The organism is Candidatus Blochmannia americanus (nom. nud.), from assembly GCF_059934915.1.
Genome location: NZ_CP011792.1, coordinates 16,448 through 33,830, shown reverse-complemented (window position 1 = coordinate 33,830; position 17,383 = coordinate 16,448). Strand labels below are relative to the sequence as shown.

Here is a 17,383-nt window from a genome sequence, read left to right as displayed (position 1 = left end):
TATACTAAAACCACATCACTAATATCAGTCAATATTTACCGGATTTGACGTAATTATCAAATCGTGAACATTGGCCATTGAAAATCAATCGTATAGTACCAATAGGACCGTTGCGTTGTTTTCCTAAAATAATCTCAGCAATACCTTTCATATCACTATTTTCATGATACACCTCATCACGATAAATAAATAAAATCAAATCAGCATCCTGTTCAATTGCTCCAGATTCACGCAAATCTGAATTAACGGGATGCTTATCAGTACGTTGTTCTAAACCTCTATTTAACTGAGAAATTGCTACTACCGGTACTTTTAACTCCTTAGCTAAAGCTTTTAACGATCGAGAAATTTCAGAAATTTCCAATGTACGATTATTAGATAAAGACGGTACTCTCATTAACTGCAAATAATCAACCATAATTAAGCTTAAACCGTCATGTTCACGACATAACCTACGAGCACGGCCACGCACTTCAGCAGGAGTTAAATATGACGAATCATCAATATATATATTACGTTTTTCTAAAAGAAGTTCGATTGCACTAGTAATTCTTTCTCGGTCTTCATTATTCAATCTTCCCGTACGAATGCGTACTTGATCAACCCGAGATAACGAAGCTAACATACGTATCATAATTTGATCAACAGGCATTTCTAAACTAAATATCAATACTGGTTTCTTTTCAGTCATTGCGGCATGTTCACATAAATTCATAGCAAAAGCAGTTTTTCCCATAGAAGGACGCGCTGCAATAATAATAAGATCAGATTTTTGTAAACCATCAGTTTTTTTATCAAGATCTTTATATCCACTAGATACTCCTGTAACACTCGCATATTCCGGCCTATTACACACCTGTTCAATATGAGCAACTGTGCTTTCTAAAATAAAATCTATTCCCTTTGGGTTAGTATTATGATTACTTTTATTATGAGAAATTTGAAAAATAAGAGACTCTGCTAAATCTAATAATTCATCACTGCTTCGACCTTGAGGATTATATCCGGCATCAGCAATTTTATTTGCTACAGCTATCATAGAACGTACTACTGAACGTTCGTATATGATATCAGCATATGCTGTGACATTGGAAGCGCTAGGAACATTCTTTGATAATTCCGCTAAATACGCAAATCCCCCTACCAATTCCAATTTTCCTTGAATTTCTAAAGATTCTGATAACGTTATTAAGTCAATTGGCTTGTTTATCTCTAACAAACGTTTCATTTCATTAAAAATAATTCGATGAGCATAATTAAAAAAATCATCAGCATTTATTTGTATTGATATATACTCCCACTGAGTATTATCCAACATTAACCCACCTAATACCGATTGCTCAGCTTCTAGTGAATACGGTGGTATTTTTATATTACTTACCTGTTGATCATGCGAAATATGCATTGTTTTAGTATTTTTTTTCAGCATAAACTATCATTTTTTTTAACAATAGATATTCTAAATGGTTAAATATTAAGCATCACATCTTTTTCATTATAATAATACCATGCAAAATACCTAAGATATTTAATCTAATGAAGATCGTAAAATAACACCTGAGGATATCAAGCGATACATATACTTCAGTTGCTTAAAATATTATAAATAAACCTATGCAAATATACTTTCACATTAAATTGTTTTGGTATTTTCATTTTTTATTTCTCAAATAATTAGAATGTATTAAATCATCTCAACATAAATAAATAATATCCCATTATATATAACCAATAACGTATTCGTGTATAACTATTTTCTAATATTCCTTAACATTTATGTAATATATATTGTATACTTACATTCTTGAAAAAACGTAATTAATTATATGGATCCCTGATCTTTATATAATATATAATTATTTTTAGCATCATCTTCTTTTTCAAGATATATCTAATATATTTTGATTTATATCTCCTGTGTTGATAATGACATGACTTATCATTAATAACTAAAAAGAATATGAACACTAATATCCCAAAAATATTAACTCAAATTCAAAAACTCTGCGAACAACGTTGTGTGCGTTTAACACCGCAACGCTTGGCAGTATTACGATTAATATCTCAACATAAAGGAGCTATAAGTGCCTACGATTTACTACATTTACTGCGACAATCCGCATTGCCCCATGCAAAACCCTCAACTATTTATCGTGCTTTAAATTTTTTTTTAGCACAAGGATTTATACATCGTATTGAATCTACCAATAGTTTTATGTTATGCCATTATTTTTTTGAGTTATCACATAATTTTGCTTTCTTTATTTGTAACAGTTGCAAACAAGTTACTGAACAAACAACAAAAGGCATCGAAGAAATTTTGCAAAATATGGCTAAAATTACAGGATTTACTATGTTTGATAACATTATTGAAGCACACGGACTATGCCCAAAATGTATTAATATCGAATTACATTCTCATTTTAGACTCTAATTATTTGTACTAATAAACATAATAAAACAAATCTTTTAAATATATGTTGTTAAGTAGCGCAGTATTAATACTGCGCTACTTAACTTATCATACTGTTATAATTACAGTTATATCCTCATACTAATTTCCATAAAATAGATAATATATTTCATCATCTATATATGATATTATATAAATTAATTTATAAATAATACACCTACTGTTAAGATCAGTGTCTTAACAAGACATATCTTTATAATTAGATATAAACACATCTGTTCTATAATAATAATACTGTGTTGTTATTTGGAAATAAAATCTACTATATTCACACTAATAGAAACTAAAAGCGATACCCATGAATATCAACATACCTACGTAGTTATTGCTCAAAAAAGCTTTAAAATATCTTGTTTGTTTCTTTTTACTGATTAATATTTGTTGCCACACAAATATTATAATAACCCCGAATAACGAAAAAACATAAAATACCGCGGGGAATCGCTCCTTCCATCCAACAATTCCTAATATAAACATAATAAATAACTGAAGTATTCCTATCACAAACTTATCCATGTCTCCAAATAACACAGCGGCTGACTTTATACCAACATATATATCATCTTCTCGATCTATCATAGCATACTGTGTATCATATACTACTGCCCATGTAGTATTCATCACAAATAATAACCAAGCAGTACCACTTATAGGGCAATCAATTGCAGTAAACGTCATCAAAATAGGCCAACTAAACAATATTCCTAACATTACTTGAGGCAAATAAGTATATCTCTTAAGATACGGATATATCCCAGATAATATAAGAGCTATTACAGACAATAAAATAGTAATGAAATTAAAACTCCAAACTAATATTAACGCAACAATAAGAAGTATTACTAATACCACTAATGCTTCTTTTTTTGTAATTGTACCAAATGGTAAAGGACGCGATTTAGTACGTTGAACACAACCATCTATATCATAATCAACATAATCATTTATTACACAACCCGCAGATCGCATACACAATACACCAGCAACGAATACTATAAAAACAGTATTACTAGGTATGCCTCTATGTGATAACCAAAGTCCCCATAAAGTAGGCCACAGCAACAGAAAAAACCCAATAGGTTGATTAATACGCATTAACTGTGCTAGATTATAGCACTTTTCAATAAAAAAAAGCCTATTTGACATAAAATTAATAAATAATATAATTGTTGTGACGTTACCAATAACACTGTTCAAGATTGATATCTTGATCATGGTACATGTAATGGCATTAAAAACGTTCATTTCGTTTATATTTAATAAAATAGCTACATATTACCATACCGTATCTATTACAATTAATTACACACAATAAATATCATATTACATACAATAGGAACTAGACATGAAATATTTTTATAAAAAAAATGATCATACAATAACAAAATATTATCATGTATATATATGATCGCCATAAAAAATATAATTTTCTTTTTCTCTACATAGATTCTCTTAGATAATACGAATTTTTATCATTTTAATAATGGCGTATTTTCTTATGTCGCACTTTCTATTCAACTTAGAAATACATGTCAGTATTATGTTGGTTCTTGCATTAATTCTAGTATTTGTTTATGAAGCTATTAATGGTTTTCATGATACCGCTAATTCTGTAGTCACTGTTATTTATACCTGTGCTCTACGCTCGCACAGCGCAGTATTGATGTCAGGAACATTTAATTTTTTAGGAGTAATATTAAGCGGTTTAAGTGTTGCATATACAATTATTCACTTACTTCCTACATATTTTTTTATGAATGCAAATGCTAATCATATTCTAGCTATGATTTTTTCGATGTTATTTGCAGCAATACTATGGAACCTTGGAACGTGGTATTTCAGATTACCTACTTCTAGTTCTCATACTCTAATTGGCACATTAATTGGAATCGGATTAGTGCACGCAATGATTACACAGTGTCCAATGATACAGGGATTGAATATTCAAAAATTAGTTAATATTTTTTTATCACTAATAATATCACCGATAATAAGTTTATCATTAGCTAAAATAATAATGTTGATATTATGTCGATATTGGAACAATAACAAAAAATATCAAAACATTCATATAACTCCAACTCAACAAACACAAAAATATGGCAGACCTCAACCATCATTATGGACTCGTATTATATTAATTTTATCTGCGGCTGGAGTCAGTTTTTCTCATGGAGCAAATGACGGTCAAAAAGGAATTGGGCTCATTATGTTGCTTTTAATAGGAGTAGCTCCGGCAAATTTTATGCTTAATATGCATGCCAATAATCATGATATATCCCGTACTCGAAATGCTGTTAATAATTTCTATGAATATTATACTCAACATTACAACAATTTTAAAACTATCATGCCATCAGAAATAACATCCATGCCTATATCAATAGCATTAAATCAATTAAAAATTATTGCTCCTTCTGCCTCTATCAAAGACTCTACACAGATTGTTATAAATAACACTAATATGACGTGTTTTAATAAAAATAAATCTTCTCCAGAAACAGAAATACAGATGAGAAAAATTTTTCATGATTTATCATTAACTCTTACTATTATTAATAACGCTTCATTATTGCTTGAAAATTTAGATAGTTATAATCAGCTAAATATAGATCAACGCTCCCAAATGAGACAATTGCTCGTCTATATAGTAGACGTTCTAGATCAAATCATAGCACTTCCAGAAACTTCATATAAAAATAAAAATTTTCTTAAACATTTAAAAGAACATTTACTCAATACAATTGAATACGCACCAACTTGGATTATTTTAGCTGTTGCATTATCATTATCTTTAGGAACGATAATTGGTTGGAAACGAGTTGCTACTACTATTGGTGAAAAAATAGGAAAAAAAGAAATGACTTATGCTCAAGGCTTATCAGCTCAACTAACTACGGCTATATCCATAGGTACAGCAAGTTATGCCGGCATGCCTGTTTCCACTACTCATGTTTTGTCCTCTTCCATCACGGGGAGCATGTTAATCCACGGTTGGGGAGTGCAAGGGAAAACAATAAAAAACATTTTAATAACCTGGTCGTTGACTTTACCTATTTCTATCATATTAAGTGGCAGTTTTTATTGGATGACATTAAAATTATTACATAAATATATTCAAATATAAACTAAATAAGTATAAATAAAATAAAAATAACATTTTTTTAAATTTCTCTCTATTTTATCAAAAAAATTTTTATCCTCTCCATAAAAAATATTGTTATAATTAAACAATGTTGTAGACCACTAAAAACAGTGCTATTAGCTTAGTTTAATTAATAAATTTAATTTATATATAAACCACCTAATCTAATTACTTATACATCGCTATCAAAATGCTTATTCATAAAAACTAATATAAAAATAAAGAACCTCACCATCAATATATCGATAACTTTTTTAACAAATTATCTACAAAGAACACATGTTCTATCTTAAACAATAAAAATTCTCCATATTTATTCATGAATACATTTCACCAAAAAATAACTCTTTATGATTAATTTTACAAATTATTCATAGATTAAAAATTTATGTTTTTATAACCATATGTACATATATTATTATGCCAATACAGCATCATTAATAGATACAGGGATCCCATAGTACCGTAACATCGGCTCTACTGTCACAGCATGTTTACAGAATTTTATAATACATTTTTTCAAATCAATAGCCCCCCCTAATGCAAGAATATCATTAAAAAATAATTTGCCTATTTTTGAATTAAGAATACCTGATTCTTGAAAACGACACCAAACATTAGATGCTAACATATCTGCCCATAAATAACTATAATACCCCGCCGCATAATCATCAGAAAAAATATGTAAAAAAGAATTAGGGAAACGATCCCAATCCTTCAATAAATGATGTACTGACGTTTGATTAATTACTTCTTTAAACATTTTTAATACACTCCCCTGGCCTTTTAGGGGATATTCATGATGTATACGTAAATCAAATAACCCATACATCACTTGATGTAAAAGATAAGATGAAGATCGATATGTTTTTGTTTTTAATAAATTACTTATCATATGATCAGATATAGGTGCTTCTGTTTGATAATGCATAGAAATTAATTGTAATACATCAGGTTCCCAACAAAATTTTTCCATAAGCTGACTAGGTAATTCCACCGTATCCCAAGGCACTCCATGAGCTCCAGATATTTCTGGAATATCGATGTATGTTATAATATGATGTAGTACATGTCCAAATTCATGAAATAAAGTCAACACATCATGATGTGTAAGTAAACATGATGCATGTTGATTGTCTGAACGATGAAAATTACAAATCAAGTATGCGATAGGTTTCTGAACAATAGTAGTATTTTGTTGATACATCCTACCTACTAACTCATCCATCCAAGCGCCTTCGCGTTTATTATCTCTAAGATAGAGATCTAAATAAAATCCTCCTATCCACTCATCCTCGTCATCAAAAATATCAAAAAATCGTACATCAGAATGCCATGCATCTATATTAAAACGTTCTTTAATGAAGATACCATAAATACGATTTACAATTGCAAACATTCCTCGAAGCACTATTTCTGAAGGGAAATAGTAACGTAACGTTTCATTTGTAATAGAAAAAAGATATTTTTTCTGTTTCTCCTTATAATATTCAATATCCCACGGATTTAAAGATATACGGGAATATTTTTTTTTAGCAAAATTTTGTATTTTTAAAAATTCATCATATTCATAGCAACGTATTTGGGTAGATAAATTAATAAGAAAATTAAATACTTGTCTCGAACTTTGCACCATGCGTTTCACTAAAGATTTTTCAAGATAAGTATGAAATCCTAATATTTGTGCTGACTCATAACGTAATGCAAGAATTTCATCCATTATTAAAGTATTATCCCACTTTCCTCTATTAGGCCCTTGATCAGAAGCACGAGTATGAAAAGCCCAATATAACTCTTCTCTAAGCTCTTGAGCATCGCAATATGCAAGAACTGAGGAATAACTAGAGTATTGCAGTGTAAATAACCATCCCTTTTCTCCACGGGATTGTGCTTCTAATCGGGCAACATCTAAATGATTATCTGGTATACCAGATAATAAATGTTTTTCAGTAATTAATTTACTCCAACCTAGCGTTGCATCGAATACATTATTCGCATAATCTGAGCTTAACTGCGATAATCTAAACATCATATGCATATATTTTTTTTTTTGTTTCGGAGATAAATAAATCCCTGATAATTTAAAATTATGTAACACATTATTTAATACTTTTTTTTGTATTATACTTAATTTTTGGTAAGAATCTCCATGCCGCAATGACTGATAAGCTTGGTATAATCCGTTATGTTGATTGATCCAACTTCTATATTCAGAAATAAATAACAAACTTTCTTCATAAACTGCACGTAATTCTAAACTGTGCTTTACAGAATTTAAATGTGTTATCGGAGACCAAACACGTTGCAATTCATTTTCTGAAATCATCAACGGATAATATATCGTATCCCAATTTATACGTTTTGCAGATATAATCTGATCTACCGTATTATAACAATTGGTTAATACCTTTTGAACAGCTTCTTTTATATGCTTTGTCTCAATAGAAGAAAACGAAGGAAATATAGAATAAGTTAATAACGGATTATTTTCCATACAGTAAACCTATAAAATTTATAGTTATATACTAATTCTGAAGACCTTTCATTATTTCATATACCTAAATTAAATATAAACATCAAAAGCATAAACATTTTTACCTGATTTATTACGTAATATTACAAAATATCATCATAATCATTTATCATATTACATAAAATATTAAATAAAGACATACCATTGCTTGCTGATAGATCGTCAAGAATGGTTTCAAACCTTCCTTGCCGATCTATCCTCCACTCAAACAAGAACAATTACGCTCTCCCCGATCTGGGCCGCGCTTATTCTCTATCGTACGCTTAACCTACACTTTCGATAGAATATAAACATTCTTATCCCTATTAATTACACAACAACACATAAAACTATAAACATTATTAATCTTGCCTTATTAATAATAATCCTACTAAATGAATATTTTAATTACATCATTTATACCTTATAATATCATGTGTTGTATCAAAAATTAGAAAAATATAAATAACATCACTTAATAATGCCATTATTTCAATATCTTATTTTACATAGAAAATGTAAAATAAGATAGATACATTATATCTACTATCAAATAAAGAGGCAAAGTCATATATACGAATTATAGCTGTTAATCAATAATCTGTTATAATGCATTATGTATTAATAAATATATAATTTTAATTATTTTTCAATTATTATATTACCTTATGTTTCCTTAAGTATGGAGAAATTTTATTATGAGTTTTATATTACCTTCTTTGACTTATCCATATGATGCTCTAGAACCATTTTTTGATGAAAACACTATGAAAATTCATCATACAAAACACCATCAAGCATATATTGATAACGCTAATGCAGCATTAATTGATCTACCTGAATTTTCCCACCTACCTGTTATAGAATTAATAACAAAACTGAATCATTTACCCGATCATAAAAAAACTGTGTTACGCAACAATGCCGGAGGCCATATCAATCATAGTTTATTCTGGAAATATCTCAAAAAAAATACTATACTTCAAGGATCACTAAAAAATGCAATAGAATACAACTTCTCAAGCATCTCTTCCTTTAAAGATCATTTTGAAAAAACCGCTATAAGTCGTTTTGGATCTGGTTGGGTATGGCTAATAAAACAAAACAATATTTTATCTATAGTATCTACCTCTAATCAAGATAATCCGTTGATGGGAACAGATATCTCTGGCTCAAATGGGTACCCAATTCTAGGATTAGATGTATGGGAACATGCTTACTATTTAAAATATCAAAACCGTCGCTTAGACTATGTTAAATCGTTTTGGAATATAGTCAACTGGGATGAGGTGCATGTGCAATTTAATCATGTATAAAATATAATTATTAACTCATAGTTAGCATATTATCACTTTCACATTATGTTAAAAGATTTGATCCTATGCTAACTATTCTAAAAATTGGGATTGACATATCAATCATGTTGACTCATACATAACATAAAATTGTTTCCCAGTAGCAACCTTCTATAAGGTATTAAAAAATAATGAACTGTTATAAATTCCAAGCAATCACGCAACATGCGATTAAACATGCAATAAAGAATAATCTGCCACCTGTAAAAATAAATTTTTAACTTTATTTAACAAAGTTAATCTATTAATTTTTATATCTTCATTTGTATCCATAATCATAACATTATCGAAAAACGCATTAACTGCACCGGAAACCGTCATAATAACAGTTAACGCATCATAATAACGATGTTGAGCGCATAATACCTGCAATCTCTTTTCTATAGAAATCACCTCCGTAGCTAAACACATTTCTTCTGGTGTTTTTAATAAAAAATACTGCACATCATTATTATAAGATATTTGTTTTTTTAACAAAATATTTGATATACGTTTATAAATGAAATTTAATTTAACATTTTCCTCTTTTTTCAATCTGAAAAAATCAGATACTGCTTCTATTCGGTTATCGATATCTACTACACTAACAGTTTTAACGTTTAAAACTGCTCGAATAATATTAGCTTTATACCCTCTTGAGGAGTACCAAGAAAATAAACGATTATACATAAAGTTATAAACATCATTAATAACTGTTGCATTAATTAATTGTGAATTATACAATTTTACTGACTCTTGTATTAAATCAAATAAATTTATTGGCAACTTTTCATATATAAGAATACGAAGAATTCCAATTGCAGATCTTTTTAAAGCAAATGGATCACTGTTACCTTTTGGTAACTCTTTAATGCCAAATATACCCGATATAGTATCCATTTTATCTGCAATAGATACAGCACAAGACATATGAGTCGTAGGCAATTTATCTTCAGAAAAACATGGTTGATAATGTTCTTTTTGCGCTAATGCTATTTCTTCTGATTCACCATCCCGACGAGCATAATACATACCAATAGTTCCTTGAGTTGAAGGAAATTCAAATACCATATTACTCATAAGATCACATTTACATAAATATCCGGCACGTTTTGTTTTTTGTATATCTATACCTATTTGATGAGCTATCCATCCAGATAATTTTTCTATACGCCAACTTTTATCGCGCAAAGTACCAAGTCTTCTATGAAACAATACAGAATTTAATTTAGATATATAATCCTCCAAACGATATTGATTATCTTTTATCAAAAAAAACTCTGCATCCATTAAACGCGGAGTTATTACATTTTCATGCCCAATAATAATTTGTTTATAGTTATCCGAAATCGTATTCGCTACAAAAATAAAATGGGGTAATAGCTCGCCATCGAGAGGATTATATACTGGAAAATACTTTTGATCGTACCTCATAATATGAAGTATTACTTCACGTGGCAATACTAAAAACTTCCTATGAAATTGACCAGAAAGAACTACAGGCCATTCTACTAAAGCAGTGACCTCTTCTAATAAACTCTCATTCTGAATATCTACAATCCCTCCAAGTTTTTTAGCTTCTTTTTCTAATTCTACACATATAGAATGTTTACGTTCAGCGTAATCTGCTATTACCCAACCGTTTTTAGTCAAAAAATCTGGATAATGATCTGCATGTTTAAGAGTAATTTTATCTTTTTCCATACATCTATTGCCATACAATACTCTATCTGTGTTTATGCCAAAAAAACAACCCGAAATAAGATGTTCATCTAATAATACTGTCACAGTACGAACAGGTCGAATAAATGGACTGTCCAAATCGCCCCAACGCATCATTTCATAATTATTCAACTTTTCTAAAGCAGAATTAATTATTCTGCATAACAAATATTTTAAATTTTTATGTATTATTATATTTTCATCACATTTCAACGGTTCTTGAAAATTATTAACGCATATACTGCTTTTAATATTCATCTTAGTAATCGTAGAATTAATTTCGGTATGTGTATTTCTAATATCTTCATCATGCATGTCTCTACTGATTAATTGATTAACACATGCAATATTAGTATTAATACCTTCTGTTATTATATTAGCTTTAACTGCTAAACGACACGAAGATGCAAACCAGTGCGCTTTATCATAAGCAATATTATTTTTTTTAAAACCACTAATAATCTGATAAAAAAAATCTTTTCCTAATTTTTTTAAAATATTAGATGGTAATGATTCAGTTCCAATCTCTACTAAAAAAGTACATACTTTCATTGTACAATTATCCTGACTTAATACTATAATTTCCTCGTGCACATAGGAAAACCTAATTTTTTACGAGATGCATAATAAGTTTCTGCTATCATTTTTGCTAATTTGTGAATACGTAAAATGTAATTTTTTCTTTCTGTAATAGAAATTACTTTTCTAGTATCTAGCAAATTAAAAATATGTATTGCTTTTAAAACACGTTCATATGCTGGAATTACTAATGGTTGTACCATAGTAATTAAATATCTTATTTCATTTTCATATTGACTAAAAATTTTAAATAAAAATTTAATATCCGTATATTCACAATTATACATTGACTGTTCCAATTCATTTTGACAAAATAAGTCTCCATACGTCACAGACCCTAGGGCGCCATAACCCCAAACTAAATCATAAACATGATTTACTCCTTGCAAGAACAAAGCTAAACGCTCTAAGCCATAGGTTATCTCTCCGGTCACTGGTCTACATTCTAATCCGCCTATTTTCTGAAAATAGGTAAATTGTGTTATTTCCATACCATTCAACCAAATTTCCCACCCTAATCCCCATGCTCCAAGCGTAGGGTTTTCCCAATTATCTTCGATGAAACAAATATCATTTTCCATATGATTTAATCCAAGCACTTTTAAGGAATCTAAATATAATTTCAGCATATTTTTCGGAGAAGGCTTTATAATCACTTGAAACTGATAATATCGCTGCAATCTATTTGGATTTTGACCATATCGACTATCCATGGGACGCCGTGATGCTTGAACATAAGCAACAGAAGCAGGCTCCGGACCAATAGCATTAAAAAAAGTCACAGGATGTGAAGTAGCTGCTCCAACTTCTATATCTAATGGTTGAACTATAATACAACCACAACCTTCCCAATACTTTTCTAATACTCGTATTAAGCCTTGAAAAGTTTTTGAATTGTTGTTACCGTGCATTTTATCTTATCTATTTAAAATCGCTGTGTTTGCAGATCTACTGCAATAATACAATTATTCAAAATATTATTTGATAATACTACAATAGAATAAAACATAGATACATATATTATCAAAAATTAATTGCTATCATATAATCATATAAACATTTTAAATTGAAAATTAACATATACAAATACATAGACCAGTATAAGTCATTAATACTTATATATTGTATATCTATTAACACACATACGCATATAATTATATAATTACATGAATAAACTCTTTAAAATACATTAATTCTACAATTGGATTTATAAATATGCTATATAACGAAATAAAAAATTTATATGTAAAATTATGCAAACCCTAATTTATTCTTAATATTCATTAGAAATTGCATGTTAACAACGTCTATATGCATTAGGATATAAAGAATGATTTCCCAAGAAACCCCCATCATAATAATTTCTTATCTACTCATGTTTATTTGTATAATAACCGTGATACCATTAGGTTTATTTCCTTGTTTTTTTTCTGGATTTTTAACTTACGAAATTATAGTATCTGTTGCATCTTACTTTGAACGTTTTATTGGAATAAGTCGTGCTCGTTGGATGGCAGTGATACTCATCGTTTTAAGTATCACTGTTTTTATAACTATAGGCATTGTTAGCTGCACTAATTTTATCACAGAAGATATTAATACAGTTAGTATTACCATTGAAATTAATAGAATTTTTTCTGATTTTAAAAAAAGACTACCTAATTTTTTACCTTCTTTTTTACCGAATACCACCGAAGAACTAAAAGATCAAATATTCACCTGGATTGAGTCAAACCTAATTCTTATTCGAAATATGGGACATACTTTTTTGCACGGATTTATTACTTTATTAGTAGGCCTAATAGTAGGCATTTTGATATCTTGTACTAAAACTAAAAAAAAATATATCCACGATACATTTTTTACTATCCAATTATTAGAACGCATATACAATCTTTCTCAATCATTTCGTAATATTGTTTTTGCTCAAATTAAAATTTCCTCAGTAAATACATTATTAACATCTATTATAATTTTTATTATATTACCATTAATTGGAGAATCTTTACCATTAGGAAAAACTTTAATTGTTATTACTTTCATTTTTGGTATGTTACCAATTATAGGAAATCTTATTTCCAATTTTATGATTACTATTGCTGCTTTATCTGTCTCCCTAAGCATCGGTGTAATGATGTTTGTGTATTTAGTATTAATTCATAAATTAGAATATTTTCTTAATGCTGAAATCATTGGAAACAAAATCAACGCTAATCCTTGGGAATTGATACTGTCAATGCTTTTACTAGAATCAATATTTGGGTTAGAAGGTTTAATAGCAGCTCCAATTTTTTATGCATATTTAAAAACCGAGCTACGTTTAAAAAAATTAATTTAATATTTTAATTTTAAAATTGACACACCACATAAATAATATAACCAATTAATTAAAAAACACACAATCAAATCGAGCTTCATATTTGTGCATTATGAGGTTATAAAGCTCGATATGATTCACTTCGCATACATTAAGATAAATTAATTAACAATAAAATATAATCACTATTTAATTTCTATACGTCTTGGTTTCAATGTATCTGGTAATATTCTTTCTAAATGTATATAAAGAATTCCATGTTCCAAATTTGCACCGGTTATTTGAATGTGTTCAGATAATTGAAATTTTCTTTCAAAATTATGCTCAGTAATACCCTGATACAAGTAATTTTTAGAATTTTGATGAGAATCAATATGTATTCCTTTTACTACTAACATATTATCATGCATTGTAATATCTAACTCGCTATTCGTAAAACCAGCTACTACAATAGAAATACAATATTTATGTTCACTGACTAACTCAACATTATAAGGCGGATAACTTCCATTGCTTTGTCCAATCTCCAAAAAATTAACTAATCTATCAAATCCAATGACAGAACCATACAACGGTGAAAAATCAAAATTGCGCATATTTAATACTCCTAATATAATGATTATTAACTGTATAAAATTAAAAGTAATAACGTTTAATTATTGTGTCTTGCTACTGATATCACCACCTATATTATAGTATAATATGTACTTTTACTATCAATTACATGATTATATTAATCAGTAATAATCTACCGATTCATATAAAAATTATCTGCAGGTTTAATAATCTACATTTGTTGCTTTTAACGCATTCTCTTCAATAAAGGCGCGTCTTGGTTCAACTAAATCACCCATAAGTGTAGTAAATAAATGATCAGCTTCTATCGCATCTTTTATTGTTACTCGAAACATACATCTATTTTTTGGGTTCATAGTCGTTTCCCATAATTGATCCGGATTCATTTCTCCTAGTCCTTTATAACGTTGTATTATTAACCCTTTTCGAGATTCTTGCATGAGCCATTCTATAGCTTGATCAAAAGAATTTACCTGCTTTCGATATATTCCGTACTCTATATATGCATCCGAAAATAACAATTCATTCATTCTCATTCCAAAAGATACTAATTTTTTATATTCATGACTTTTAATAAAATCCATATCTAATACATAATCTGTACTTACACCGTACGTTCGTATGCGTAATATCGGCTCAAAATATTTATACTCATAATTTTTTAAAATAATAAAATTGTAACTGCTACCATATTCTTCGAAATAACTCAAAGACTCCACTAAAGATGTCATCCATATCTCAACACTTTTATAGTGATACCATGCTTCTTCAGATAAAACTGAATGATAAATTAACCTGTTAAGCAATATTTTAGGAAATTGACGTGCCATACGAACAATAATTTTTTGTATTAAATAATATTCAAAAATCAATTGTTCCAATCTTTTTCCAATCAAAGGAGGCGTATCGGGATTAACATGAAAACGAGCATTTCCTACCGCTATTGATATTTGATATCTATTCATTGCTGCTTCATCTTTAAGGTATCGTTCTTGATGCCCTTTCTGTACTTTATATAAAGGAGGTTGTGCGATGAATATATGACCTCTTTCAATAATTTCTGGCATCTGGCGATAAAAAAAAGTCAATAATAAAGTACGAATATGAGCACCATCAACGTCTGCGTCTGTCATAACTATAATATTATGATATCTCAACTTATCTGGATTATATTCATTTGGACCAATACCACATCCAAGAGCAGTAATTAATGTCATTACTTCCTGAGAGCTCAACATTTTATCAAAACGTGCTTTTTCTACATTTAAAATTTTACCTTTTAGTGGTAATATTGCCTGATTTTTACGATTTCTACCCTGTTTTGCAGAACCACCAGCAGAATCTCCTTCTACCAAATATAATTCAGAGTAAACCGGGTTTTTTTCTTGACAATCAGCCAACTTACCTGGAAGTGTTGAAAAATCTGACAATCCCTTACGACGCGTCAAATCCCGAATTTTTCTTGCTGCTTCCCGAGCACGGGCAGCTCCTATGACTTTATTTATTACATTTTTAGAATCTACCGGGTTTTCCAAAAAAAATTCTATTAATTTTTCATAAACTAATGACTCAACTGCAGTTTTCACCTCTGACGAAACCAGTTTATCTTTAGTTTGAGAAGAAAATTTTGGATCCGGTATCTTAATGGATAATATAGCAACCAGGCCTTCTCTAGCATCATCTCCTATAGTAACAACCTTAGCTTTTCTATTATATCCTTCTTTATCCATATAAAAATGCATTGTTCTTGTGATAGCAGCTCTTAAACCCGCTAAATGAGTTCCTCCATCTCTTTGAGGAATATTATTAGTAAAAGAATATATCTTTTCTTGAAAGTTATCGTTCCATTGTAATGCAACTTCTATATTAATCCCTCCTTTATTTCCTAGACAATAAAATATATTAGGATGAATCGAGACTTTATTGAGACTCAAATACTTTACAAAAGCTCTCACTCCTCCTGAATAATGAAAATTTTCTTCTTTATTATTACGATGATCACATAAAATAATTACAATTCCAGAATTCAAAAATGATAACTCTCTAAAACGCCTAGCTAAAATATCATATTGAAACTCAGTCTTATTTGTAAAGGTTTTAAGACTTGGCCAAAACCGTACCGTAGTGCCACTTTTTTCACTAGTACCTATAATTTCCAAAGGTGATTGTGGTCTTCCCTCACAATATACTTGTTTATATAATTTAAAATCTCTTTTTATTACTAATTCTAATCGCTCCGACAACGCGTTTACTACTGATACTCCAACACCATGCAATCCGCCTGATATTTTATAATTACTATTATCAAATTTACCTCCAGCATGCAGTATAGTCATTATAACTTCAGCTGCAGATACTCCTTCTTCCTCATGTATACCCGTAGGAATACCACGTCCATCATCCTGTACCGATACAGAATTATCCTGATGAATTATCACTACTATTTTCTGACAATACCCCGAAATAGCTTCATCAATAGCATTATCCACAACCTCAAATACCATATGATGCAATCCTGTTCCATCATCAGTATCTCCAATATACATTCCAGGACGTTTTCGTACTGCATCTAATCCTTTTAAGATCTTAATACTTGAAGAATCATAAGCACTCAACATGATCTTATTCCCATAATAATAATAATAGTACACATATAATTTAAATTAGTTTTTTTCAAACATATATATATCTCTGATAATCTAAACAGAACTGTTACATTTGACTA

Annotated in this window: 12 protein-coding genes; 4 read left to right on the top strand and 8 right to left on the bottom strand. The window is 29.4% G+C overall.

Features of this window, described 5'->3' with window-relative positions:
• Window positions 1-28 precede the first annotated feature (28 nt).
• Window positions 29-1,429, bottom strand: a complete 1,401-nt coding sequence (gene dnaB / locus Bamer462_RS00135) for a replicative DNA helicase (protein WP_500837701.1) — start codon at window positions 1,427-1,429, stop codon at window positions 29-31.
• A gap of 531 nt (window positions 1,430-1,960) precedes the next feature.
• On the opposite strand from dnaB, the gene zur reads away from it, so the two are divergent.
• Window positions 1,961-2,434 carry a zinc uptake transcriptional repressor Zur gene (gene zur, locus Bamer462_RS00130; protein ID WP_500837700.1) on the top strand — a complete coding sequence of 158 codons (474 nt, stop codon included), beginning with the start codon at window positions 1,961-1,963 and terminating at the stop codon, window positions 2,432-2,434.
• A 312-nt stretch (window positions 2,435-2,746) separates the two neighbouring features.
• Here zur and ubiA read toward each other — a convergent pair whose 3' ends face one another.
• A complete protein-coding gene (gene ubiA, locus Bamer462_RS00125; protein WP_500837699.1) occupies window positions 2,747-3,619 on the bottom strand; it encodes a 4-hydroxybenzoate octaprenyltransferase in 873 nt (290 codons plus the stop codon).
• A gap of 352 nt (window positions 3,620-3,971) precedes the next feature.
• Between ubiA and Bamer462_RS00120 the strand changes: the two genes are divergently transcribed.
• Window positions 3,972-5,600: an inorganic phosphate transporter gene (locus Bamer462_RS00120; RefSeq protein ID WP_500837698.1), complete on the top strand. Its 1,629-nt coding sequence runs from the start codon at window positions 3,972-3,974 to the stop codon at window positions 5,598-5,600.
• Between the two features lie 436 nt (window positions 5,601-6,036).
• Here the strand turns inward: Bamer462_RS00120 and Bamer462_RS00115 are convergent, their stop codons facing one another.
• Both Bamer462_RS00115 and Bamer462_RS00110 read right to left on the bottom strand, forming a co-directional pair.
• A complete protein-coding gene (locus tag Bamer462_RS00115; RefSeq protein ID WP_500837697.1) occupies window positions 6,037-8,112 on the bottom strand; it encodes a M3 family metallopeptidase in 2,076 nt (691 codons plus the stop codon).
• A 122-nt stretch (window positions 8,113-8,234) separates the two neighbouring features.
• Window positions 8,235-8,363, bottom strand: coding sequence for a hypothetical protein (locus Bamer462_RS00110; protein ID WP_500837696.1), 129 nt, complete (start codon window positions 8,361-8,363; stop codon window positions 8,235-8,237).
• 465 nt (window positions 8,364-8,828) lie between these two features.
• On the opposite strand from Bamer462_RS00110, the gene Bamer462_RS00105 reads away from it, so the two are divergent.
• Window positions 8,829-9,446, top strand: coding sequence for a Fe-Mn family superoxide dismutase (locus Bamer462_RS00105; protein ID WP_500837695.1), 618 nt, complete (start codon window positions 8,829-8,831; stop codon window positions 9,444-9,446).
• Between the two features lie 210 nt (window positions 9,447-9,656).
• On the opposite strand, the gene glyS is transcribed toward Bamer462_RS00105, so the two are convergent.
• A complete protein-coding gene (gene glyS, locus Bamer462_RS00100; protein ID WP_500837694.1) occupies window positions 9,657-11,780 on the bottom strand; it encodes a glycine--tRNA ligase subunit beta in 2,124 nt (707 codons plus the stop codon).
• Window positions 11,762-12,676 carry a glycine--tRNA ligase subunit alpha gene (gene glyQ / locus Bamer462_RS00095; protein WP_500837693.1) on the bottom strand — a complete coding sequence of 305 codons (915 nt, stop codon included), beginning with the start codon at window positions 12,674-12,676 and terminating at the stop codon, window positions 11,762-11,764. The genes glyS and glyQ overlap by 19 nt, the downstream gene beginning before the upstream one ends.
• Window positions 12,677-13,095: 419 nt before the next feature.
• Here glyQ and Bamer462_RS00090 point away from each other — a divergent pair, with 419 nt between their 5' ends.
• Window positions 13,096-14,103, top strand: a complete 1,008-nt coding sequence (locus Bamer462_RS00090) for an AI-2E family transporter (RefSeq protein WP_500837692.1) — start codon at window positions 13,096-13,098, stop codon at window positions 14,101-14,103.
• A 164-nt stretch (window positions 14,104-14,267) separates the two neighbouring features.
• Here the strand turns inward: Bamer462_RS00090 and Bamer462_RS00085 are convergent, their stop codons facing one another.
• Together Bamer462_RS00085 and gyrB are read right to left on the bottom strand one after the other, a co-directional pair.
• Window positions 14,268-14,678: an Hsp20 family protein gene (locus Bamer462_RS00085; RefSeq protein WP_500837691.1), complete on the bottom strand. Its 411-nt coding sequence runs from the start codon at window positions 14,676-14,678 to the stop codon at window positions 14,268-14,270.
• Between the two features lie 183 nt (window positions 14,679-14,861).
• Window positions 14,862-17,276, bottom strand: a complete 2,415-nt coding sequence (gene gyrB, locus Bamer462_RS00080; protein ID WP_500837690.1) for a DNA topoisomerase (ATP-hydrolyzing) subunit B — start codon at window positions 17,274-17,276, stop codon at window positions 14,862-14,864.
• Window positions 17,277-17,383 lie beyond the last annotated feature (107 nt).

Bases quoted from the DNA above. Each gene is read 5' to 3' on its own strand.
- zur (WP_500837700.1), top strand. From the start codon at position 1,961: ATGAACACTAATATCCCAAAAATATTAACTCAAATTCAAAAACTCTGC.
- ubiA (WP_500837699.1), bottom strand. From the start codon at position 3,619: ATGTCAAATAGGCTTTTTTTTATTGAAAAGTGCTATAATCTAGCACAG.
- gyrB (WP_500837690.1), bottom strand. From the start codon at position 17,276: ATGTTGAGTGCTTATGATTCTTCAAGTATTAAGATCTTAAAAGGATTA.
- Bamer462_RS00085 (WP_500837691.1), bottom strand. From the start codon at position 14,678: ATGCGCAATTTTGATTTTTCACCGTTGTATGGTTCTGTCATTGGATTT.
- glyQ (WP_500837693.1), bottom strand. From the start codon at position 12,676: ATGCACGGTAACAACAATTCAAAAACTTTTCAAGGCTTAATACGAGTA.
- Bamer462_RS00115 (WP_500837697.1), bottom strand. From the start codon at position 8,112: ATGGAAAATAATCCGTTATTAACTTATTCTATATTTCCTTCGTTTTCT.
- Bamer462_RS00105 (WP_500837695.1), top strand. From the start codon at position 8,829: ATGAGTTTTATATTACCTTCTTTGACTTATCCATATGATGCTCTAGAA.
- dnaB (WP_500837701.1), bottom strand. From the start codon at position 1,429: ATGCTGAAAAAAAATACTAAAACAATGCATATTTCGCATGATCAACAG.
- Bamer462_RS00090 (WP_500837692.1), top strand. From the start codon at position 13,096: ATGATTTCCCAAGAAACCCCCATCATAATAATTTCTTATCTACTCATG.
- Bamer462_RS00120 (WP_500837698.1), top strand. From the start codon at position 3,972: ATGTCGCACTTTCTATTCAACTTAGAAATACATGTCAGTATTATGTTG.